Annotated in this window: 19 protein-coding genes; 14 read left to right on the top strand and 5 right to left on the bottom strand. The window is 71.9% G+C overall.

The window, feature by feature from the left end; all coding sequences use genetic code 11:
• Window positions 1-19: 19 nt before the first annotated feature.
• Entirely contained in the window at window positions 20-1,363 is a 1,344-nt protein-coding gene (locus ABT008_RS17150; protein ID WP_350697201.1) for an ABC transporter substrate-binding protein, read from the bottom strand.
• 19 nt (window positions 1,364-1,382) lie between these two features.
• Window positions 1,383-2,513: a LacI family DNA-binding transcriptional regulator gene (locus ABT008_RS17145; protein ID WP_350697200.1), complete on the bottom strand. Its 1,131-nt coding sequence runs from the start codon at window positions 2,511-2,513 to the stop codon at window positions 1,383-1,385.
• A gap of 236 nt (window positions 2,514-2,749) precedes the next feature.
• Between ABT008_RS17145 and ABT008_RS17140 the strand changes: the two genes are divergently transcribed.
• The 8 genes from ABT008_RS17140 (at window position 2,750) to ABT008_RS17105 (ending at window position 15,774) form a co-directional block, all read left to right on the top strand.
• A complete protein-coding gene (locus tag ABT008_RS17140; RefSeq protein ID WP_350697199.1) occupies window positions 2,750-4,078 on the top strand; it encodes a Gfo/Idh/MocA family protein in 1,329 nt (442 codons plus the stop codon).
• 24 nt (window positions 4,079-4,102) lie between these two features.
• Window positions 4,103-5,533: a glucuronate isomerase gene (uxaC, locus tag ABT008_RS17135; RefSeq protein ID WP_350697198.1), complete on the top strand. Its 1,431-nt coding sequence runs from the start codon at window positions 4,103-4,105 to the stop codon at window positions 5,531-5,533.
• On the top strand, window positions 5,530-6,831 hold the full coding sequence (locus tag ABT008_RS17130) for an enolase C-terminal domain-like protein (RefSeq protein WP_350697197.1): 1,302 nt from the start codon (window positions 5,530-5,532) through the stop codon (window positions 6,829-6,831). The genes uxaC and ABT008_RS17130 overlap by 4 nt, the downstream gene beginning before the upstream one ends.
• The gene (locus ABT008_RS17125; protein WP_350697196.1) at window positions 6,822-8,312 is read left to right on the top strand and encodes a mannitol dehydrogenase family protein; all 1,491 of its coding nucleotides are present in this window, start codon (window positions 6,822-6,824) and stop codon (window positions 8,310-8,312) included. The genes ABT008_RS17130 and ABT008_RS17125 overlap by 10 nt, the downstream gene beginning before the upstream one ends.
• Complete coding sequence (locus ABT008_RS17120; protein ID WP_350697195.1) at window positions 8,309-9,559, top strand: Gfo/Idh/MocA family protein; 1,251 nt, start codon at window positions 8,309-8,311, stop codon at window positions 9,557-9,559. Before ABT008_RS17125 ends, ABT008_RS17120 begins: the two co-directional genes overlap by 4 nt.
• 214 nt (window positions 9,560-9,773) lie before the next feature.
• Window positions 9,774-11,132: a pectate lyase family protein gene (locus ABT008_RS17115; protein WP_350697194.1), complete on the top strand. Its 1,359-nt coding sequence runs from the start codon at window positions 9,774-9,776 to the stop codon at window positions 11,130-11,132.
• A 76-nt stretch (window positions 11,133-11,208) separates the two neighbouring features.
• The gene (locus tag ABT008_RS17110; protein ID WP_350697193.1) at window positions 11,209-12,771 is read left to right on the top strand and encodes a pectate lyase family protein; all 1,563 of its coding nucleotides are present in this window, start codon (window positions 11,209-11,211) and stop codon (window positions 12,769-12,771) included.
• A 156-nt stretch (window positions 12,772-12,927) separates the two neighbouring features.
• Complete coding sequence (locus tag ABT008_RS17105) at window positions 12,928-15,774, top strand: AAA domain-containing protein (protein WP_350697192.1); 2,847 nt, start codon at window positions 12,928-12,930, stop codon at window positions 15,772-15,774.
• A 37-nt stretch (window positions 15,775-15,811) separates the two neighbouring features.
• Here the strand turns inward: ABT008_RS17105 and ABT008_RS17100 are convergent, their stop codons facing one another.
• A complete protein-coding gene (locus ABT008_RS17100; RefSeq protein ID WP_350697191.1) occupies window positions 15,812-16,051 on the bottom strand; it encodes a winged helix-turn-helix domain-containing protein in 240 nt (79 codons plus the stop codon).
• 323 nt (window positions 16,052-16,374) lie between these two features.
• Here ABT008_RS17100 and ABT008_RS17095 point away from each other — a divergent pair, with 323 nt between their 5' ends.
• The gene (locus tag ABT008_RS17095) at window positions 16,375-16,653 is read left to right on the top strand and encodes a DivIVA domain-containing protein (RefSeq protein ID WP_350697190.1); all 279 of its coding nucleotides are present in this window, start codon (window positions 16,375-16,377) and stop codon (window positions 16,651-16,653) included.
• Window positions 16,650-16,943, top strand: coding sequence for a hypothetical protein (locus tag ABT008_RS17090; protein ID WP_350697189.1), 294 nt, complete (start codon window positions 16,650-16,652; stop codon window positions 16,941-16,943). The genes ABT008_RS17095 and ABT008_RS17090 overlap by 4 nt, the downstream gene beginning before the upstream one ends.
• Before the next feature lie 26 nt (window positions 16,944-16,969).
• Here ABT008_RS17090 and ABT008_RS17085 read toward each other — a convergent pair whose 3' ends face one another.
• The gene (locus tag ABT008_RS17085; RefSeq protein ID WP_350697188.1) at window positions 16,970-17,923 is read right to left on the bottom strand and encodes a DUF559 domain-containing protein; all 954 of its coding nucleotides are present in this window, start codon (window positions 17,921-17,923) and stop codon (window positions 16,970-16,972) included.
• 276 nt (window positions 17,924-18,199) lie between these two features.
• On the opposite strand from ABT008_RS17085, the gene ABT008_RS17080 reads away from it, so the two are divergent.
• Window positions 18,200-19,024, top strand: a complete 825-nt coding sequence (locus tag ABT008_RS17080; RefSeq protein WP_350697187.1) for a phosphohydrolase — start codon at window positions 18,200-18,202, stop codon at window positions 19,022-19,024.
• A 237-nt stretch (window positions 19,025-19,261) separates the two neighbouring features.
• On the opposite strand, the gene ABT008_RS17075 is transcribed toward ABT008_RS17080, so the two are convergent.
• Window positions 19,262-19,747 carry a MarR family transcriptional regulator gene (locus ABT008_RS17075; protein ID WP_350697186.1) on the bottom strand — a complete coding sequence of 162 codons (486 nt, stop codon included), beginning with the start codon at window positions 19,745-19,747 and terminating at the stop codon, window positions 19,262-19,264.
• Window positions 19,748-19,810: 63 nt separating this feature from the next.
• Here ABT008_RS17075 and ABT008_RS17070 point away from each other — a divergent pair, with 63 nt between their 5' ends.
• Genes ABT008_RS17070 through ABT008_RS17060 form a run of 3 tightly spaced genes read left to right on the top strand, consistent with a single transcriptional unit; the run spans window position 19,811 to window position 23,053 of the window.
• The gene (locus tag ABT008_RS17070; RefSeq protein WP_350697185.1) at window positions 19,811-21,013 is read left to right on the top strand and encodes an FAD-dependent monooxygenase; all 1,203 of its coding nucleotides are present in this window, start codon (window positions 19,811-19,813) and stop codon (window positions 21,011-21,013) included.
• A complete protein-coding gene (locus tag ABT008_RS17065) occupies window positions 21,006-21,539 on the top strand; it encodes a hypothetical protein (RefSeq protein ID WP_350697184.1) in 534 nt (177 codons plus the stop codon). Before ABT008_RS17070 ends, ABT008_RS17065 begins: the two co-directional genes overlap by 8 nt.
• Complete coding sequence (locus ABT008_RS17060; protein WP_350697183.1) at window positions 21,536-23,053, top strand: multicopper oxidase family protein; 1,518 nt, start codon at window positions 21,536-21,538, stop codon at window positions 23,051-23,053. Before ABT008_RS17065 ends, ABT008_RS17060 begins: the two co-directional genes overlap by 4 nt.
• Window positions 23,054-23,062: the final 9 nt, after the last annotated feature.

Raw genomic sequence — 23,062 nt, 5'->3', positions numbered from 1 at the left:
TCCGGGGTAGCGCGGCGGGTCAGGATGCGATCGCTGCCTTGCAGGCCTCGACGAACTGCGCCGCGGCCTCGGCGGGGGTGGCCCGGCCGTACTGGGCGTTCTCGGCGGCCTTGGTCAGTTCGGCGCGGACCTTGCTGTGGCCCTTGATCGGCACCTGCGGCGCCTCACCGAACGTCTCGGCCAGCTTGTTCTCGACCTCGATGGACTGCTTCATCGCCGGGTCGGTGGTGTCGTCGCTGACCACCCGACGCAGGTCCATGTTGGACGGCAGGCCCCGGTCGGTGCCGAGCAGCTTGACCGCCTCCGGGTCGTTGGCCAGGAAGTTGATCACGTCCACCGCGACGTCGGCGTTCTTGCTGCCGCGGAAGACCGACCAGTACATCGAGGCGCGGGCCCACTGCGCGCTCGGGTCACCCGGGTACGCGATGACGCCCAGCTCGTCGGCGGTGTTCTTCTTCAGCTCCGGCATCTGGTTGACCCAGACCCAGGAGGTGCCCGACTTACCGGTCACCACGAGCTGCTTGGTGATGTCGGTGGCGTTGCCCTCGTGGATGATGTCGGCGGTGGGCGTGGCGCCCCGGTCCCGCGCGCCCTTCCACAGCTCGAACCACTTGGTCACGTCCTCGGCGGTGAAGCCCAGGTCGGTGCCGGAGTAGAGGTCCTTGCCCTGCTGGCGCAGCCAGACCCAGAACGCCTTGTAGTCGGCGCTGGGGTCCTGGGTGCCGGGGACACCGGCCTTCTTGCTGACCTGCTCGGCCCAGGCGATGTGCTCCTCCCAGCTCATCCCGGTGGTCGGCTCGGGCAGCCCGTTCTTGGTCAGCAGTGTCTTGTTGTAGACCAGGCCCTGGGTGTTCTCCCCGGCGGCCAGGCCGGCGAGCTTGCCGTCGACCTCGCCGTACTGGAGCAGGCTGGGCGGGAACTTGCTGGTGTCCAGGTCGCCGGAGTCCGTGTACTTCTTCAGGTCCAGGGTGGCGTTGCGGGCGGCGTACTCGGCGAGGAAGTTGTCGTCGATCTGGAAGATGTCCGGCGGGTTGCCGCCGGCGGTCAGCGTGGCCAGCTTGTCGAAGTAGCCCTGGTTGGCCTGCCAGACCTTCTCGAACGTGACGTCCGGGTTCTTCTTGGTGTAGAGGTCCAGGGCCTGGTTGGTGAGATCGGCCCGGGCCTCGCCGCCCCACCAGAAGATGGAGAGTTTGACCTTGCCGTCGGAGCCGGCGTCGTCACCGCCGCAGGCGGCGGCCGCGCCGACCAGCGGCAGGGCCACGACCGCGGCGAGCATGCCGCGCAGCAACCGGCGGCGGAGCAGAGGGGTACGGTAGGTGCGCCCGTCGGACGCGTTCGCGGTGGGGTGCGTTGCGGGGTGCATGTGCGCTCACTCCTTGGCGTTAGGAGGCGACGACGTCACCGGCGGCCACGATCGGGTTGCCCGGGTCCGCACGGCGATGCGGGCCCGGGCCTACGGCAGCGGCGCCGGGACGTTCCCGGCCGGCGTATGGTCCCGGCGCGGTGGAGTCGCGGATGACCAACTCGGTCTGGAGCATTACCTGTGCGGTGGTACGACGGACGCCGACTGTCGCCCCGGCACCGCTGCCCCGCCCGGTGCGCGGAAAATCGGTGTCTTGTTGCAGCAACATGTCGACGGCCGTCCGGCCGGCGGCCGCGGTCGGCGTGGCCACCGTCGTCAGCTTGGGGCGGGTGAGCCGGCTCAGGGTGATGTCGTCGACGCCGACGACACTGACCTCCTGCGGCACCCCGACCCCGAGTGCGTCGAGCCCCTCCAGGAGCCCGATCGCGATCAGGTCGTTGTAGGCGAGCACGGCGGAGACGCCGGCCCGGCGGACCTGCTCCGCCTGGGCGAGGCCGCCGTGTTCGGTGGGCGGGTTGGGGCCGAGCACGGTCAGGTCCGCGCCGGCGGTTCGGGCCGCCGCGCTGGCGGCGCGTCGGATCTCCCGGCTGGTCCATGAGCCGCGCGGCCCTCCGAGCAGGGCGATCTGCCGGTGGCCCAGGCCGGCGAGATGCTCGATGGCGGTACGCGCGCCCTGCCCGACGTCCATCAGGACGCAGGGCAGACCGGCCAGTTGGCGGTTGACCACGACCAGCGGCACCTCGCGGCTGAGCTGCTCGATCAGGCTGTTGCTCATCCGGGGGCTGCAGAGCAGCACCCCGTCGACCTGCTTGGCCAGGGCGTGCACCAGCTCCTCCTCCGCGGCGGCGTCCTCGTTCGTGTCGGCGACGAAGACGTGGTAGTCGCGGTGGCGGGCCTGGCTCTCCGCCGCCTTGATCAGCGGCGGGAAGAACGGGTTGGCGATGTCGGCGATGATCAGGCCGATGTTGTGCGTCCGGCCGGTGATGAGGGCCCGGGCGGCGCGGTTGGGCCGGTAGCCCAGGTCCTCGGCGCAGGCCAGCACCCGTACCCGGGTCTCCGGGTTGACCAGATGTGGTGCGGAGAAGGTGCGGGAGACGGTGGAGATGTGCACGCCGGAGGCCCGTGCGACGTCCCGGATGGTGACTGGCACTCAGGCCCCCTTCATCGATGTGTCGGCGGTCACGGTGCCGCCAATTAATGCAAACGGTTGCTCCACTGTCAACGGCGCATGGTTACAGCTCTGTTTCGGCCGGACTCCTGCCATGCACTCCAAACCCCACGAATGTGGTCAAAAGACGCCGATTCTCGGCCGCTCGTTGACTCTGGCCGATCGATCGTGGTTACTTCACTGCAAAGGTTTGCACAAAGATCGAGGAGGATCGGTCTGTGTCACCGCAACCCGGCAAGCGCGCCCGGTACGCCGTGGTCGGCACCGGCGCCCGCGCCGAGATGTTCGTCCGGGCCCTGGTCCGCGACCACGCGGACACCGCCGAACTGGTCGCGTTCGCCGACGTCAACCAGGCCCGGATGGACGCCCACAACCGCTGGCTCGGCGAGCTGGGCCACCCTTGGCTGCCGACCTACCACGCCGACGACTTCACCACCATGCTGGCCAAGGAACGCGTCGACGTGGTCCTGGTGACCTCGGTCGACGTCACCCACGACGAGTACGTGGTGGCCGCGCTGGACGCCGGCTGCGACGTGGTCACCGAGAAGCCGATGACCACCGACGCGCCCCGCTGCCAACGCATCCTCGACGCGGTACGCCGCACCGGCCGACGGGTGACGGTGGCGTTCAACTACCGCTACAACCCGTTGCACGAACAGATGCGGCGGCTGCTCGCCGAGGGCGCGGTCGGCGAGATCGGCTCGGTGCACTTCGAGTGGCTGCTCGACGTACGCCACGGCGCCGACTACTTCCGGCGCTGGCACCGCGACAAGGCCAGCTCCGGCGGGCTGATGGTGCACAAGGCCAGCCACCACTTCGACCTGGTCAACTGGTGGCTGGACGCCACTCCGGTGCAGGTGTACGCGGCCGGCCGGCTGTTCTTCTACGGCGACGACGGCCGCCGGCACGGCTACGCCCGCGACTACGACCGGGCGCACGCCGCCCCCGCCGCCGCCGACGACCCGTTCGCGCTGCGCCTGGCCGAGCACCCCCGGCTGCGCGAGCTGTACCTCGACGCCGAGGCCGAGGACGGCTACCACCGCGACCGCAACGTCTTCGCCCCCGGCGTGACCATCGAGGACGACATGGCGGTGCTGGCCACCTACTCCAGCGGCGCGACGATGACCTACCACCTCACCGCGTACGCCCCGTGGGAGGGCTACCGGGTGATGGTCAACGGCAGCCGGGGCCGGCTGGAGCTGGAGGTCACCGAGAGCGAGTTCGTCAGCCCGGCCGCCGCCGGTGCGCTCAAGGGCGCCGCCCTGCACGGCACCGAGGCCGCCGCCGAGGGCGGTCAGGCCACGTTGACCCTGCGCCCGTTCTGGTCCCCGCCCCAGCGCATCGAGGTCGACGGGTACACCCGGCACGGCCACGGCGGGGCGGACGCCCGGATGACCCAGGTGCTGTTCGGCGGCGTACCCGATCCGCTGGACCGCGCGGCCAGCGCCCGCGACGGCGCGCTGGCCCTGCTCACCGGCCTGGCCGCCAACCGGTCCTTCGACACCGGCGCCCCCGTGCGGGTCGCCGACCTGCTCACCCTCGACTGACCTCGACCCCAGGAGCCGAACCCCGTGCCCACCTCGACCCGTCCCGACCTGCTGTTACCCGCCGAGCCCGGCCAACGCGCCCTGGCCCGGGAGCTGTACGCGCTGGTGGCGCGGCTGCCCGTCATCTCGCCGCACGGGCACGTCGACCCGGGGCTGCTCGCCGACGATGAGCCGTTCCCCGACCCGTCCCGGCTGCTCATCGTGCCCGACCACTACCTGACCCGGATGCTGTTCAGCCAGGGGGTGCTCCCGGCCGAGCTGGGCGTGCCCACCCGCGATGGCAGCCCGGTGGAGATCGACGGGCGGCGGATCTGGCGGCGCTTCGCCGAGCACTGGCACCTGTTCCGGGGCACCCCGTCCCGGCTCTGGCTGGAGCAGACCCTCACCGAGGTCTTCGGCCTGGACACCAGGCTGTCGCCGCAGACCGCCGACGAGGTGTACGACGCACTCGCCGCCCGCCTGGCCGAGCCGGACTTCCGGCCCCGGGCGCTGTTCGAACGGTTCAACATCGAGGTGCTGGCCACCACCGAGTCGCCCCTGGACGACCTGAGCCGGCACGCCAAGCTCGCCGCCGACGGGTGGGGCGGCCCGGGTGGCCGGGTGGTCACCACCTTCCGGCCGGACAACGTGGTGGACCTGGAGTTCGAGGACTGGTCGGCCAACGTCGACCGGCTCGGCGAGATCACCGGTGAGGACACCGGCACGTACCAGGGCTACCTGGCCGCGCTGCGCGCCCGCCGGGAGGCGTTCATCGCCGCCGGTGCCACCTCGTCGGACCACGGGCACCTCACCGCCCGCACGTTGGACCTCGGCGCGGACGCGGCGGCGCTGTTCGACCGGGCCCGCCGGGGCCGGGCCGAGCCGGGCGACACGGAGGCGTTCCAGGCCCACATGCTGCTGGAGTTCGCCCGGATGTCGCTGGACGACGGGCTGGTCATGCAGTTGCACCCGGGCGCGGTGCGCAACCACAACCGGTGGCTGCACGCCCGGCACGGACGCGACGTGGGCGGCGACGTCCCGCAGGCCACCGAGTTCGTGCACGCGCTGGCCCCGCTGCTGGACGCGTACGGCAACGACCCCCGGCTGCGGGTGGTGCTCTACACGCTGGACGAGGACACCTTCACCCGGGAACTGGCGCCGCTGGCCGGCGGGTACGCCGCCCTGGTGCTCGGCGCGCCCTGGTGGTTCCTGGACTCCCCCGAGGTGCTGCGCCGGTTCCGCGAGACGGTCACCGAGACCGCCGGCTTCTACAACACCGCCGGGTTCGTCGACGACACCCGCGCGTTCTGTTCCATCCCGGTCCGCCACGACGTGGCCCGCCGCATCGACGCCGGTTTCCTGGCCCGGCTGGTCGCCGAGCACCGACTGCCCATGGACGAGGCCGCCGAGACCATCGTCGACCTGGCGTACCGGCTGCCGAAGCAGGTCTTCAAGTTCGGAGAGAAGCAAGCATGACGACCATCACCGACGTCACCGTGCACGACGTACGGTTCCCGACCGCCGCCAGCGGCGACGGATCCGACGCGATCAACCGGGGCGACTACTCGGCCACCTACGTGGAGCTGAGCACCGACGACGGGCCGACCGGCGCCGGGTTCACCTTCACCAACGGTCGCGGCAACGAGATCACCTGCGCCGCCGTGCAGGCCCTCGCCCACCACGTGCGGGGACGCACGGTGGAGGAGATCACCGCCGAGCCGGTGGCGTTCTGGCGCTCGCTCGTCGCCGACGTGCAGTTGCGCTGGCTCGGCCCGGAGAAGGGGGTCATCCACATGGCCACCGGCGCGCTGGTCAACGCGGTGTGGGACCTGCGCGCCAAGCTCGCCGGCAAGCCGATGTGGCGCTACCTGGCCGAGCTGTCCACCGAGGAGCTGGTGGCCAACGTCGACTTCCGGCACATCACCGACGCGCTCACCCCGGACGACGCCGCCGCCATCCTGGACAAGGGACGCGACGGGCTCGCCGACCGGCTGGCCCTGCTGGAGCGGGACGGCTTCCCCTCGTACACCACCTCGGTGGGCTGGCTGGGCTACCCCGACGACAAGGTCCGGGCGCTGACCCGGGACGCGTACGCGCAGGGGTGGCGGGCGATGAAGATGAAGGTCGGCGGTCCCCCCGAGGACGACCTGCGGCGGGCCCGGATCATCCGGGCCGAGATCGGCCCGGACGCGCTGCTGATGATGGACGCCAACCAGGTGTGGGACGTCGACGAGGCGATCACCAACATGACGGCGCTGGCCGAGGTCGACCCGTACTGGATCGAGGAGCCGACGCACGCCGACGACGTCCTGGGTCACGCCCGCATCGCCCGCGCGATGACCGAGCTGACCGGCGGCCGGTGCCGGGTCGCCACCGGCGAGGTGGCCGCCAACAAGGTCATCTTCAAGCAGTTGTTGCAGGCCGAGGCGATCGGCGTGATGCAGATCGACGCCTGCCGGGTGGCCGGGGTCAACGAGGTGCTCGCCGAGATCCTGCTGGCCGCCAAGTTCGGCGTACCCATCTGCCCGCACGCGGGCGGCGTCGGGCTCTGCGAGTACGTCCAGCACCTGGCGATCTTCGACTACCTGCGGGTGGGCACCAGCCTGGAGGGCCGGATGGTGGAGTACGTCGACCACCTGCACGAACACTTCGTCGACCCGGTACGCACCCGCGACGGGCGATACCTGCTGCCGACCGAGCCGGGCTACAGCGCCACCATGCGTCCGGAGTCGATCGCGGCCTTCCGCTTCCCGGACGGTCCGACGTGGCGGTGACCGTGGGCGCGTCCCGGCTGGACCTGGGCGCCCTGCGCCGGCTGCCGGCGCAGTCCCGTCCACTGGTCCGCCCGGGCACCGTGCCGGCCGGCGTGGTGCACCTCGGGCTCGGCGCGTTCCACCGCGCCCACCAGGCCGTCTACACCGAGCAGGCGCTCGCGTCGGCCGGCGGCGACTGGGGCATCGTCGGTGTCGCGCCGCGCAACGCCGACCTGGTGCGGACGCTGACCGCGCAGGACAACCTGTTCAGCGTGAGCACGCTCTCCGCTGCCGACGAGCACACCCGGGTGATCGGGGCGCTGGCCGACGTCCGGCTGGCCGCCGCCGACCCGGGCGCGATCGTGGCGTTGCTGGCCGACCCGGCGATCCGGGTGGTGACGCTGACGGTGACCGAGAAGGCGTACCAACTGGACCCGGCGGCCGGGACGCTGCGCCCTGATCCGGAGTTGGTCGCCGACCTGACCAGCGACCGGCCACCGGCCACCGTGCCAGGGCTGCTGGTGCGCGGCCTGCTCGCCCGGGCCGCCGCCGACGCCGGACCGATCGCGCTGGTGAGCTGCGACAACCTGCCCGCCAACGGCCGCCGGCTGCGCGGCCTGGTCACCCAGGCCCTGGTGTACGCGGGCGCCGGGCAGACCGCGCTAGACTGGGTCCAGGACCAGGTCGGCTTCCCCGGCACCATGGTCGACCGGATCGTGCCGGCCAGCACCGCGCAGACCCTGGAGGCGGCCCGCCGGGCGCTCGGCGTCGAGGACCTGGCGGCGGTGGCGGCCGAGCCGTACACGCAGTGGGTGATCGAGGACGACTTCCCCGGCGGACGGCCCGCCTGGGACCGCGCCGGTGCGGTGCTCTGCGACGACGCCGGCCCGTGGGAGCGGCTGAAGCTGCGCGGGCTCAACGGCGTGCACTCGGCCGCCGCGTACCTCGGTGCGCTCGCCGGGTGCGAGACGATCGCCGACGCCCTCGTCCTGCCGCACCTGGCGACGGTGCTGCGTCGGCTGATCGCCGAGGACGTGGCGGCCAGCTTCACCCCGCCCGACGGCATCGACGTGGTCGACTACGGCGAGCAGGTGCTGGCCCGCTTCGGCAACCCGGCGATCCGGCACCGCACCCTCCAGGTGGCGATGGACGGGTCGCAGAAGCTGCCCCAGCGGATCCTGCACACCATCGCCGACCTGCGCGCCTCCGGCCGGTCCGCCCGGTGGGCGGCGCTGGTCGTGGCCGCCTGGATCCGGTTCGCCCAGGGCACCGCCGACGACGGGCGCGCGCTGCCGCTGGATGATCCGCTGGCCGAGCGGATCCGCACCGCCCTGGCCGCCGCGCCGCAGACCCCGGCCGGCGCCGTCGACGCGGTCCTCGCCCTCGACGAGGTCGTCCCGCCCGAGGTTGCCGCCGACGCGCAGGTCCGCGCCGACGTCACCGCCTGGCTGACCGACCTGCACCGCCACGGCGTCCCCGCCACCCTGGCCAGCGCCGCATGAGTGAAAGGAAGGGCACCTTCTTAACGCCTGCGGTAGAGCAGGGGTCCCCTGCTAACACCCCGGCGCCCGCCGCGCCGACAGCCGCGCCACGGGTCGCGCTGATCGGGGCGAACGGGCACGGGCGCTGGCACCGGCGGGTGCTCGGCCCGCTGCACGAGGCCGGACGACTGCGGCTGGTCGCGCTCGTGGACACCCGGCCGTTGGAGGACGAGCCGGCCGCGCCGGTACCCTCCGACGCCCGGGTCTTCACCGACCACCGCGCCATGCTCTCCGCCGTCACGCCGGACGTGGTGGTGATCTGCACTCCGCCGCACACCCACCTGCCGATCGCCCGGGACGCGCTGACCGCCGGCGCCGACCTGCTGTTGGAGAAGCCGCCGGTGCTCTGCACCGCCGAGCACGAGGAGTTGGCCGGTGCGCTGGTCAGCACCGGCCGGGTGGCGCAGGTCGGCTTCCAGGCGCTCGGGTCGGCCGCGCTGACCGCGCTGACCGACGCGGTGAGCGCCGGCCGACTGGGTACGGTCACCGGCATCGCCACCGTCGCCGCCTGGCAGCGTCCGGACGCGTACTACGCCCGCTCCCCGTGGGCCGGTCGACGGACGCTGGACGGGCGACCGGTGCTCGACGGGGCGCTGGCCAACCCGCTGGCGCACGCGGTGATGCAGTGCCTGGCCGTGGCCGAGGCGGTCACCGGTGGGCCGGTGGAGCCCGCCGCCGTGGAGGTCGAGCGCTACCGGGTCCGGCCGATCGAGGTCGACGACACCGCCGTGCTGCGGGTACGCCTGCGGCACGGCCCGCCGATCGTGGCCGCGGTGACGCTGGCCGGGGAGGACTTCGTCCCCGGCGAGGTGATCGTGACCGGGGACGCCGGACGGGCCGTGCTGGAATACCCGACCGACCGCCTGCTGCTGCCCGGCGAGGCGCAGGCACGCGAGGTGCCCGGCCGGCGGGGCCTGTTGGAGAACCTGCTCGACCACCGCGCCGATCCCCGGGTGCCGTTGATCGCGCCGCTGGCCCGGACCGCCCCGTTCACCGCGGTGCTGACCGCGCTCCAGGCGGCGCCCGAGCCGACGTTGCTCGGCGGCGGCTGGGTGGAGACGGTCGGTGACGGGCCGCAGCGGGTGCGAGTCATTCCGGGCGTCAACGACGTGCTGCGTCGGGCCGCCGAGAGCGGCGCGTTGCCGACCGAGCTGGGTGTGCCGTGGGCGGTCGCCCCATGGCGGACCGATCCGACCGGAGCAAAATAGGAGGACACCGCAACGCCACTGCAACATCGCCGGTCCGATCAGGACCAAGCACCCCGCGATGACCAGCGGTTTCCCGGCCGGGACAGGTCGGGACGATGTCGGCCGAAAGCATTTTCTGCAACAAAACTGCACATCATTAATATTGACCCCAATAAAAACACAACCGTAACCTTCGTCACATAGAGAAACAACGACGAGGGAACGGGACGAGCTGATGCGCAGAATTGCCGCCGGTGCGGCATTGATCATTCTCACCCTGACCGCCGCGCCCACCCCGGCGGCGGCACACCCCGGCCCGACGGGCCGCGCGGACACCCTGTCCGCGCTGGCCCGGCAGATCGGCCGACAGGCGCTGCCGACGAACGACGGCTGGGCGGCGGCCGGGCCGGGCACCACCGGTGGCTCCACCGCCACCGCCGACCAGGTCCACGTGGTCGACAGTCGCCAGGACCTGGTCGCCGCGCTCGGCGGGAACAACGCCACCAACGCGACCAACACCACCCCGAAGATCATTTACGTCAAGGGCGAGATCGACGGGTTCGAGGACGCCGACGGACGGCTGCTCGACTGCACCGACCTGGCCGACCCCGGGTACTCGCTGGAGGCGTACCTGGCCGCGTACGACCCGGCGGTGTGGGGTCGGGTCGCGCCGAACGGGCCGGTCGAGGAGGCCCGGGTCCGGTCGGTGACCAACCAGACCCGACAGACCCAGATCAACGTCGGGTCGAACACCACCATCGTCGGGCTGCGCGGGGCCCGGCTGACCGGCCTCACCCTGATGATCGACCGGGCGTCCAACGTCATCGTCCGCAACATCACCTTCGACGACGCCCGGGACTGCTTCCCCGCCTGGTCACCCACCGACGGCGAGACGGGCAACTGGAACTCCCAGTACGACCTGGTCTCGGTACGCCGCAGCGAGAACGTCTGGATCGACCACAACACGTTCACCGACGGCGACAACCCCGACAGCGGCCAGCCGATCCACTTCGGACGGCCCTACCAGGTGCACGACGGCGCGCTGGACATCACCCACACGGCGAGCCTGGTCACCGCCTCCTGGAACCGGTTCGACGGGCGGGACAAGCTGATGCTGATCGGCTCGTCCAACACCGTCGGCCCGGACGTCGGCCGGCTCAACGTCACCCTGCACCACAACCTGTTCGACGAGGGTCTCCAGCGGCTGCCCCGGGTCCGCTTCGGGCAGGTCGACCTCTACAACAACCAGTACCGGCTGGCCGGCGACGGTTTCGAGTACGCCATCGGAGTCGGCGTGCAGTCCGCCGTGTACGCGGAGAACAACCACTTCACCCTCGGCGCCGGCATCACCGCCGCCGACCTGCTCTACGACTGGAGCGGCACCGCGATCACCACCCGGGGCAACTGGGTGAAGGCGGCCGGCAAGCTACCCCGCCCGGTGGACCTGGTGGCCGCGTACAACGCCGCACACGACCCCGACCTGTCGCCCGACGCCGGCTGGACGCCGACGCTGCGGCACGGTCCGGTCCTCCCGGCACCTCTGGTGCCCCTCGTCGTCGGCCCACTCGCCGGTGCCGACCGCCTGCCGCTCTGACCGTCCCTCAGGCGACCCGGCGACCACACCCGGCTGTAGCAGTACCACCACCGATAGCACGGAAGGTAGGCAAGGAATGAGACGAACAGTCGCACTGCGACTCCTCGCGGGGCTGTCCGCGACGGCCGTGGGCGCCGCGGTCTGCGTGACCCTGGTGACCCCCCAGGCGTCGGCCGCCGTCGGCAGCGCCACCGGCTTCGCCACCCGCAACGGGGGCACCACCGGCGGCGCGGGCGGTCAGACGGTACGCGCCACCACCGGCACCCAGATCCACGCGGCCCTGTGCAACCGGGCCAGCAGCAGCACCCCGATCACCATCCAGGTGGAGGGGACCATCAACCACGGCAACACCACCAAGGTGTCCGGGTCGAGCTGCAACACCGCCGCCGACGTGATCGAGCTCAAGCAGATCAGCAACGTCACCATCCTCGGGGTGGGCAACGGTGCCGTCTTCGACCAGCTCGGCATCCACATCCGCGAGGCCAGCAACATCATCATCCAGAACGTGACGGTGCGGAACGTCAAGAAGTCCGGCTCGCCCACCTCCAACGGCGGTGACGCGATCGGCATGGAGAGCGGCGTCCGCAACGTCTGGGTCGACCACGTCACCCTGGAGGCGTCCGGCGGCGAGTCGGAGGGCTTCGACGGCCTCTTCGACATGAAGAACGACACCCAGTACGTGACGCTGTCGTACAGCATCCTGCGCAACTCGGGTCGTGGCGGCCTGATCGGCTCCAGCGAGAGCGACCGCTCGAACGGCTTCGTCACGTTCCACAACAACCTGTACGAGAACATCGACTCGCGGGCGCCCCTGCTGCGCGGCGGGGTATCCCACATCTACAACAACCACTACCTGCGGATCAACGAGTCCGGCATCAACTCGCGGGCCGGCGGGCAGGCCAAGGTGGAGAACAACTACTTCCAGAACGCCAAGGACGTGCTCGGCACGTTCTACACCAGCGAGGCCGGCTACTGGCAGGTCAGCGGCAACACCTTCGACAACGTCACCTGGTCGGCCCGGAGCGGCGACAACAACCCCGCCGGCCCCAACCCGACGTCCAACACCAGCGTCAGCATCCCTTACTCGTACCGGATGGACGCGGCGAGCTGCGTGCCGAACATCGTCCGGGACACGGCCGGCGCCAACAAGGGCATCCGGACGTCGAACGGCAACTGCACGCCGACGAACCCGACGACCAGTCCCACCCCCGGACCGACCAGTCCCACCCCGGGACCGACCAACAGCCCCACCCCCGGGCCGACGAACCCGCCGAGCGGCACCAACCTGAGCATCGGTGCCGGCTCCGACGGCTCCAGCAAGGCCAGCGGCACCAGCTACGGCGACGTCCGGGACGGCAACATGAGCACCGCCTGGTCGCCGTCGGGCGCGACGGGTTCCATCTCGATCAAGTGGGACTCCGCCAAGACGATCTCCCGGGTCAACATCCGTGAGGCGTCCGGCTCCGTCGGCAACATCCGTGGTTGGCGGGTCATCAACCACGGCAACGGCGCGGTACTCGCCTCCGGCACCACCGCCGGTGTGATCAGCTTCGCCTCGACCTCGCTCAGCAAGGTCACCTTCGAGATCACCAGCTCCAGCGGTACCCCGAGGGTCGCCGAGTTCGAGACGTACGCCTGACAACCGACCGCCAGGTGGGCGGGAGCCGTCGACGGCTCCCGCCCACCGCTGTGTGCGTCGCCGATAGGTGGTGCGCGTCGGCGCGACCGTCGAGGTGCCGCAGATCGGGGCACGCGGACGGCAGGTCGGGACGGCGTACGGCAGAATCGGCGGGCGATGCGCGCGGCGACGATTCTCACCGCTCTCGCCGACCTGGCTCCGGCCGGCGCGGAGCGGGTGTTCGACGTGTCCGGGACCGGGCGTCCGCTGATCTGGTTGCCCGAGCCGCACCGGGGTCCCCGTACCGCCCGACTCGATCGGCTGGCGGCGCTGGACGCGCTGCACCGCGACGAGCGGATCCTGCGGCTGGGCCTGGCGTTCCTGGTCGGCGGCGTCGACGTGGCGGGAACGCGCCGTCGGGTCCGGCTGCCGCTGCTGGCCCAGCCGGTACGCCTGGAGCGCGGGCGGCGCGCCTACCGGGTGCTTCCCGCCGGTGACCTTGAGTTGACCTCGCTGATCGAGGATCGGGACCTCGCCGCCCGACTGGAGGCCGCGCCGGGGCTCGCCGGTCCCGGCTGGTTGACCGCGCCCGGCACCGCCGCCTGGGTGACCACGGCGGCTCAGGCCGCCGGCCTGACGGTCGACCGGGTCGTGCCGAGGCCACCGCGTCGCGTCGACGAGACGACCCTGACCGGGGTGGCCGCAGCGGCGCTGTTCGTCACCCGGGACGTGTTCGCGGGCCGGCTACGGGACACCCTGCTCAACTGGGCGGGCCGCCCCGGCTTGGCCGATACGGCCCTGACCCGGATCTACCTCGGCCCGGCCGGCATGCCCGACGGCACGCCGAACCGAACCGGCACCGACAGCAGCACCGTCATCGGCAGCGGCGGCAGCATCCGCAGCGGCAGCGGCACCGGCACCGACGGCCGGGCGGACGGGGACGACGTACTGTCGCCGCTGGCGCTGAACGAGGCGCAGCGGGACGTGGTCCGGCGGACCCGGACCGAGACGGTGGTGGTGGTCTCCGGCGCACCCGGCAACGGCAAGAGTCACGCCCTGGTCGCCGCCGCCCTGGACACCGTGGGCCGGGGCGGGTCGGTGCTGGTGGCGACGCAGTCCGCGCACGCCGCAGAGGTGCTCGGCGGGCTGCTGCGGCGGCATCCCGGCCCGCCCCCGGTCCTCTTCGGCGACGCCGAGCGACGGGAGACCGTCGCCGCCGACCTCGCCGGTGGCATCGCGGCCGGAGTGGACGACGCCCAGTTGCGGGACGACGCCGCCGCCGTGGCCGCCGCCCGGGACCGGGTGAGCGCCGTCCAGGCCGGCATCAGCGCGGCGTTGGAGCAGGAACGGCTCGCCGCCACCCTGCCCGGCTGGCAGCCGCTACTGCCGGCGCTGGGCCACGACGCTCCGGGGGTCTTCACGCCGGACGCCGACCTCGCCGCGATCCGGAGGGCCCTGGCCGACACGGGCCGGGCGGGTACCGGCTGGTGGTCCCGGCTGCGTCGGGCCCGGGCCGCCCGGCGGCTTCAACGGCTGACCGGCGCCGGTCCCGAGCTACCCGCCGAACGGCTGCGGGCAGCGGTGGAGGCCGCCGAGGCGGTACGGGCGGCGGCGCGACTGCCGGCGGACGGCGGCACCGACCTGTCGGCCGCCTGGTCGGCGCTGGCCGAGGCGGACGCCGCGCTCGCCGAGACGGTCGGCACCGCGCTGCGACACCAGGTCACCAGCGCGCGACGGTGGACCGGCGACGCCCGCCGGGCCGCCGGTGCCCTGGGCACCGCGCTGCGGGCCGGTCGCAACCGTCGCCGCGAGATGCTCGCCGGGCTGGACGCCGAGGCACTGGTCCGGGCGTTGCCGCTCTGGGTGGGCACGGTGGCCGACGTGGAGGATCTGCTGCCGCCGGTGTCCGGCATGTTCGATCTGGTCGTGCTGGACGAGGCGGCGCACGTCGACCAGTTGCGGGCCGCCCCGGTGCTGGCCCGGGCCCGACGCGCCCTGGTCGCCGGTGACCCGCGCCAGTTGCGGTTCGTCTCCTTCGTCTCCGACGAGGACGTGACCGCCACCCTGCACCGGCACGGGCTGGACCGTTTCGCCGACCGGTTGGACGTACGCCGGTCCAGCGCCTTCGACCTGGCGGCCGGTGCCGCACCGGTCACCTGGCTCGGCGAGCACTATCGGTCCACGCCGCACCTGATCGGGTTCTCCGCACGGCGGTTCTATGGCGACCGGCTCAAGCTGGTCACCCGGCACCCCCGCACCGAACGTAACGACGCCATCGACGTGCTGACGACCACCGACGCCGCGGTGGTGGACGGCGTCAACCGGGCCGAGGTGGACGCCGTACTCGACCTGGTCGGGAAGCTCGCCACCCAGCCGCCCGGCGGCGGCATCGCGGTGATCAGCCCGTTCCGCGCGCAGGCCGACGCGGTGGAGGCGGCCCTGCTCTCGGCGTACGACGTCGACGAGATCGAACGGCTCGGCCTGCGCTCCGGCACGGTGCACGCCTTCCAGGGCAGCGAGGCGGACGTGGTGATCGTCTCGCTGGGCCTGGTCGACGACGACCCGCCGGGCCGGCACCGTTTCCTGGCCGACCCGAACCTGTTCAACGTCATGGTCACCCGGGCCCGGAAGCAGCTCACGGTGGTCACCTCGCTGCGCTCCCCCGACGGCATCGTCGCCGACTACCTCCGGTACGCCGCCCAGCCGCCGGTGTCCACCATTGCCGACGCACCCGCGTCCGAGCCGTGGGCCCGCGCCCTCGCCGACGAACTCGACCGGATCGGCGTGCCGGTGCGACCCGGCTACCCGGTCGGCCGCTGGCGGATAGACCTCTGCGTCGGTGCCGACGCGGACGCGGTCGGGGTGATCTGCGGCGTCCATCCGGACGGGGTGGACGCCCACGTGGAGCGGCACCGCACCCTGGCCCGCGCCGGCTGGCGCCTGCACGACGTGTTCGCCAGCCGCTGGTCCGACGACCCGATCCGCGCCGCCCTCGACCTCACCGCCCGGATCACCACCCGCTGACCACGACAGACCGTACGACCAGCGACCGAGCAACCGCCTAGGGTTCCCGCATCCAGAGCTTGGGATGGTTAACGAACACACCCTTACCCTGATGCCGCCAGATCACCCGGAGGGCCTCCAGCCGCACGTAGACCTGCTTGACCGTTGACGGACTGACCTTGTACTTCGCAGCAAGCTGCGCAATCGAGGGCAGCCTGTCCTCCGGCTTGAGCCGGTTGGCTCTGATGTCGGCAACGATCTCGTCGGCGATGCGGATGTAGTCGGCGGTGATCGGCATGACCTTCCCCTTGCGTGGCACACCAATTCGATCACGCAACGACACTCCACAACAACTCACCGTTTGACTCAGATGACTGGGACAGCTAAGTTGAATCACGCCTCTCCCCTTGCGTGGCAACAAGGACCGGAGGGGTTCCCCCTGGTCGGGGCGGGTGCGCGTGCCCGTCCCGACCCAATGAGCTGCTCTGTCGTCGTACCGCCGAACGGGCTGCGGCGGCCGAGCGGGCGGGCCGTGCGGACGCCAGCCACGCACGGTCCGCCCTTCCACGCACCACCGCACCGACCCTCCACGCTCCAGACTGCCCCGAGGAAAGGACCGTCGTGGCCCAGGTGTATCGAGGTGGCCAGCCCTACGGGACCGGTCGCCCGACCCGGTTGACCCCGCACGAGGTACGCAACCACACGTTCGCCCCGCGTCGCCGTGGGGTCGACCCCGATCAGGTACGCGAGTTCCAGGCCACGGTCGCCGACGATCTTGCTGACCTGCACCAGCAGATCCATAAGCTCGCCCAGGAGAACGAGCGGCTCAAGCGGGCGCTGCGCGACTGGCAGTCGATGCACGCCCGGCACTGCCGACCACCGAACCAGGCACGCTGGTGACCGCGCGCCCGGCCCCCGGTGACCTGGTCCGGATCGACGGTCGCGCCTCGGTGCAGTTCGCCGGGGGCCGGGCACTGACTCTGCGCGTCGTCTCGACCAGCGACCGCCAGGCGTACGACGGTTGGATCTGGCTGACCGGGTACGTCATCGACCGGCACGGCACCGCCATCGCCAAACGCGAGATCTACGTCCAGCTCGCCGGTCTCCGCCCCGCCGCCAGCACTCCGCCGCAGTCGGTGCGGCTCGTTCGCACTTCCGCGCGTCGCACCAGGGCGGTGGTCGTCGGTTGACGGATGAGCACGTGCGGTTCCGGGGATCAACGGGGTCGGCGGGTGGCCCGGATGGCGACGGCTTCTCGGCGTACGGTCTCCGGCTCGCGCACGAGCCGACGGTGGGCGAAGCGGACGACCAGGATGCCGAGGGCGGCCAGTTGGGCGTCGCGACGCAGGTCGATCTCGCGCTGTCGTGGGTCACCGTGGGTGGTGGCGCCGTCGAGTTCGATGTTGACGCGTTCCGGTTCGGCATAAAGGTCGAGGTAGACGTTGCGGCGGCCGAGCCGGATTCGCACCTGCCGCTGGAACGTCGGCATGCCCGGGCCGGTGAAGACCCGCTCGTGTCCCCAGATCTCCAACGGACTGCGGCAGCCATCGGCGAGCCGGGCCAGCAGCGTTCGCAGCGTGGATCGGCCCGCCACCCTCGCCGTTTGGTCGAGCGCGGTCTGCAACCGCCCGGGCGTGGTCAGTCGGTCGTTGACCGCCCTGATCATCGGCGTCCGTTGCTCGCCCGGGGAGAGCATCGGCCAGGAGTCGACGAGGGCACGCTCGACGGTGGTCACCGGCAGTCCCTGTCGTACCAGCACCGACGGTGGGACGAGGGTGAAGTGGCGTCGTCGGTGCACCCGGACTCCGGGCCAGTTTCGTAGGCCGCTGGCGACTGGCGCGCTCACGTGCAGCAGGTCCCCGGGCAGTTGTGCACGCAACCCCCAGACGTCGAGGGCGGTGAGGTGGCTGAACGCACCGCGTTCGCGTAACCAGGCAGCGACTGCGCGGCGGCCGAGGTCGGGGCCGATCCGGCTGAGCGGCGAGGTGCACGCCCGCCCGCCCTGTTCATCGAGCAGGTGTGCTGCCGCGAACACCTCGGGCAGTACCCGCACCAGCTCACCGTTGGTGCGCGCTCGTTGCAGGATCCACTCCGGCACGACCTGCTCGGCGACGGACCGGGTCACCAGGCCGCGCCCGCGCTCCACCAGTTCCGCCAGCACCACGTCCACGCCCCCGACCGTGCCACCCAGCCCCCAGGTCCCGCAGCTACGAGCCCCCGTACCTGTGGACGAACGGCCCCCTGTGGACAACCCCCCCACCCCCGCCCCTCCATCTGCTATGGCGGCCCGGGAATGTGCGTCGGCTTATCGTGGCAGTGTGGCTGTTCGACACGCCGCTGCGGTAACAGCCACACTGCCACGATAAGAAGGCAGCGGCGGCGCGCCGGGGCGGGTCGGCGGACTGGTGGTCCCCAGCGGGTCGGGACGATCGGTTATAAGGGACGGATGGAATTGCCACCGTATCTGGCCACCATGCCGATGCACGCGATCACCGAGATGCACGGCGAGGCCGGTCTGCGGGAGCGGTTCCGGCTGGAGATCAAGGTCTTCGACGAGGAGGTTCGGCAGCGCCTCGACGAGGCATTGGCGCTGGCCTCAAGGCTGCACCGGGACGACCGACGATCCCGCGAGCCGTACGTCAACCACCTGCTCCGGGTGTCCATCCGAATGGTGCACTACTACGAGGTACGCGACGTCGACGTGATCGTCGCCGGGCTGCTCCACGACGCCGTGGAGGACCATCCGGTCGAGTTGGCCGGTGAGCGGGCTGGATCCGGGGTCTGCGACCGGGGACGATCCGACCAGGCCCCCGCGAGCGGTGAGCGGGACCGATCCGACCAGGCCCCGACGGTCGGCGACCCGGGCGAATCCGACCAGACCGGGGCAGCGCTGGAGGTGCTCGCGGAGCGGTTCGGGGCCCGGGTGGCGCGGCTGGTGGCGGCGGTGACGAATCCGCCGTGGGATCCGGGGCGAGACCGCAACGAGCAGTACCACGAGCACGTCGCCGCCAGCCTGGAGCGGGAGCCGTGGGCGCGGGTCATCAAGATCTCCGACTTCACGGACAACGGCGTCGGCGTGATCCACTCGGTCGGGCCGAAGGTCGAGTCGTCGGCGCGAAAGTACCGGCCGCTGGTGCCGGTCTACCGTGATCTCGTCACCCGCCCGGACACTCCGCTCTCCCCTGCCGTGCGGCGGCACATCCTCGACCAGCTCGACCTGGCCGAGGAGCGCTTCAGCGCCATCCTCGACCAACCCGCCCATCCCGCCTGACCGGCCCCGACCCATTCGGCCTAACCGTTCCACCCGGCCTGATCGGTCCCACCCGACCGGCCCACCCGACCCACCTGGCCTGACCGGTCCCCCCGACCGAGCCACCCCGCCCGACCGGCCCACCCCGGCCCGACCGGGTCACCCCGCCTGAGCGGTCCCACCCGACCGGGCCATCCCGCCCGATCGGCCGGCCGATCCCGCCTGGTCTCGCCCCAGCGACCGGGCGACCAGCCCCGGTCAGGCGGTGCCCTCGGCGAGGTTGCGGGCCTCGGCGGCCTGGATCTCGGCGGCGCGGCGCTGGTACTCGGCGATCAGCGCCAACTCCTCGGTTCGGTACTCGGCGTTCAACTCGCCGAGTCGGGTCATCATGCCGATGAACAGGCGGCCGATCCGGGCGATGCCCTCCTCGGTGGCGACGATGGCCACCTTGCGGCCGTCGCGGGGGTGGGGTTCGCGGGTGACGAAGCCCTTGCTCTCCAGCCGGTCGAGGACGTCGCTGATCGAGTTCTTGGCCAGGCCGGTCTGCTCGGCCAGCTCACTCACCGACGGGTGACCGTGCCGCTGGACGAGTTCGAGGACCTTCTCCTCGGTCGGGCCGAGGCCGACCCGCCGGGACAGGTTCGTGTGGAACAGCACCATCGCCGTGCTGAGCAGGCGGCCGGAGTCGGCCAACGCGCCCAGCGCCTCGGCTCGGGCCGGTTCTTCCTGCGTTGACCCGCTCATGGCACCATGCTAACTTCCAATCGTTCGTTCGGTCGAACGAAACATTTTAACGGGGGCTTGAGCATGAGAATTCTCGTCGTCGGCGGGGGGATCGCCGGTTCGACACTTGCCGTCGCGCTGCGGCAGGCCGGGTTCGACCCACTGGTGGCGGAGTCCCGCCACAGCCGGGACGCGCTGGGCGGTGCGTTCCTGACGCTGGCGCCCAACGGGGTGAACGCACTGCGGGCGATCGGGCTCGGCGACGTGCCCAGCGCCGCCGAGGGCTTCGAGGTGTCGGGGCTGGACATGCACAACGCCCGGGGCCGGCGCATCGCGGAGCTGGCCGGGGAGCACGACCTCGACCGGTACGGTGCGCGGGGGGTGGTGCTCCGGCGGGCCCGGCTGCACGCCGAACTCACCCGGCGCGCCCAGGCGGCCGGTGCCCGCTACCGTTTCGGTGCGCGCCTGGTCGACCTGCGCCACCACGCGGCCGGGGTCACCGCCGTCTTCGCCGACGACGAGACCGTCGAGGTCGACGCGGTGATCGGTGCCGACGGGATCTGGTCCACGGTACGGCGGCTCACCTGGCCCGCCGCACCGCGACCGAGGTACACCGGCATCGTCGACTGCGGCGGCTGGACGACGGTGGACCTGCCCGACACCAACCGCCAGCAGATGTACTTCGGTCACCAGGCGTTCTTCGGCTTCGTGGTGCGGGACTCGCTCGCCTACTGGTTCACCAACGTGCCCCGGCGCGACGAGCCGGAGCGCACCGAGTTCGACAACCTCGACCACCAGGACTGGATGACGAGGATCCGGGAGCTGCACGCCGAGGATCCGCCGCCGGTCCGGGCCGTGCTCGGCGCGGCGAACCGCTCGCTCGGCGCCTGGCCGCTCTACGACCTGCCCGACCTGTCCACCTGGCACACGAGCACCGTCTGCCTGGTCGGCGACGCCGCGCACGCGGTCAGCCCGTCCACCGGCCAGGGGGCGAGCCTGGCCATCGAGGACGCGGTGGTGCTGGCACGCCACCTTAGCGAGGGGCATCGGCCGGAGACCGCCTTCGCCGGCTTCGTGGCCGAGCGCAAGACCCGCGCCGAGAAGATCGTGCGGTTCGGCCGCCAGATCGGCGACCGCAAGGTCAGCTCCGCCGCCGGCAACCTCTTCCGCGACCTCACCCTGGGCTTCTTCCTCCGGATGGGCGCCAAGGCCGCCCGCGAGCAGTACGCCTATCGCGTCCCGCACCGGCCGGAGTCGCCGTACGGTCCGGGGGCGACGCGTGCCTGAGCCCTCGACCCGCATGACCGTGTTCAACCGGATCGTGCGGGTGCTGCTCGTCGTCGGGGTCGTCGGGCACGCCGCCCTGGCCTGCCTGCAACCCTTCCTGGCCGGTTGGAGCCTGGACGGGGACGGCACGGCGCTGCTGCTGCACGGCGCGAACGGCGGCGTCATCGTCTCGTTGTCGATGGCGTTGATCCCGCTGGGTGTGCTGTGGTGGCGTCCCGGCGGCGGCAGCCTCTGGGCACCGGTGCTGGCGCTGCTGCTCTTCGCCGCCGAGACCTTCCAGCTCGGCATGGGGTACGCCGACATCCTGGTGATCCACGTGCCGCTCGGTGTCGGCATCCTCCTCGGTTCGCTGCTGCTCTGCGGCATCACCCTGCCCCGACGCCCGCGCCCCACCGCACGCGCCGAGACCCGGCCCATGAACGCCCACCTCGGCGACGTTCCGCACGCCACCACCCGGCCCACCCACGACCCACCTACCGTGACCCGAACCACCGACGGCCGGGCCGAGCGAAAGGCGCTGTCGTGAGCCGCCCCTCCCCCGGCATGAGCCGCCGCGCCCTGCTTCGGCTCGGTGCGCTCGGGGTCGGTGCGGGCGCGCTCGCCTCGGTCACCGGCTGCGATATCTTCGAGCCGAGGGGGCCGATCGACACCTCCGGCACGGTCGACTTCCGCAACCCGCTACGCATTCCCGAGCTGGCCCGGCCGACGCGCCGGGACGGGGTCACCGTCTTCGACCTCACCGCCCAGGCCGGTCGTACCGCCCTGGTGCCCGGCGGCGACGCGGAGACCTGGGGGATCAACGGGCCGCTGCTCGGTCCGACGCTGCGGGCCCGGCGCGGCGAGACGGTGCGGATCGATTTCACCAACCGGCTCGACGAGGCGACCACGCTGCACTGGCACGGTATGCACCTGCCCGCCGCCGCCGACGGTGGACCGCACCAGATGGTGCCGCCCGGTGGTGTCTGGTCACCGTCGTGGCGGGTCGACCAGCCGGCCGCGACGCTCTGGTACCACCCGCATCCGCACGGGAGGACCGAACGGCACGTCTACCGGGGCATGGGCGGGCTGTTCATCGTGGACGACGACGAGGAGTCCGTGCTGGACCTGCCCCGGGAGTACGGCGTCGACGACATCCCGGTCATCGTCCAGGACAAGACCTTCGACGCGAAGGGCCGCCTCCTGGAGACGTCCCGGCGCGACAACGGCATGGTCGGCGACACGATCCTGGTCAACGGTACGGTCGGGCCGGTGCTCGACGTCACCGCCGAGCGCACCCGGTTGCGGCTGCTCAACGCCTCGACCGCGCGCAGCTACTCGCTCGGGTTCGCCGACGGTCGCGGCTTCGCCGTGATCGCCAGCGACGGCGGACTGCTCCGCGCGCCCGTCGAGATGACGCGCGTCCTGCTCACTCCGGGTGAACGGGTGGAGGTCGTCGTCACGATGGTGGCGGGTGAGACGACGACGCTGCGGTCGTACCCGCAGCAGCTCGGTCTGGCGGCGGGCCGGGAGCGCAGCGTCGGCGCGGCCGACACGTTGGACGTCCTGCTGCTGCGGGCGGCGACCCGGCTGACGCCGTCGGCGGCGCCGCCGACGCGGTTGGCGCGCATCGACGCGCTGGACGCGTCCTCGGCTGCCGCGACGCGGCGCTTCGAGCTGCGCAACAACCTGATCAACCGCCAGGCGATGGACATGAACCGGATCGACACCGTGGTCACGGTGGACACCACCGAGGTCTGGGAGGTCTGGAACGGTCACCACCAGCCGCACAACTTCCACGTGCACGACGTGCAGTTCCAGGTGCTCAGCGTGGACGGCCGGCCGCCCGCGCCGGAGCTCGCCGGGTGGAAGGACACCATCTATCTCCCGCCGGAGGTGCGCTTCCGGCTGATCATGCGGTTCACCGAGTACGCGGACCCGACCGTGCCGTACATGTACCACTGTCACCTGTTGTGGCACGAGGACCAGGGAATGATGGGGCAGTTCGTGGTCGTCGAGCCCGGTCAGGCACCGGGCGCGCTCCACCACGACCACGGCGGCTGACCCGGCCGC

The organism is Micromonospora sp. NPDC002389 (genome assembly GCF_040296095.1).
Classification (GTDB): domain Bacteria; phylum Actinomycetota; class Actinomycetes; order Mycobacteriales; family Micromonosporaceae; genus Micromonospora.
This window is presented reverse-complemented; position numbering and strand designations above follow the sequence as displayed.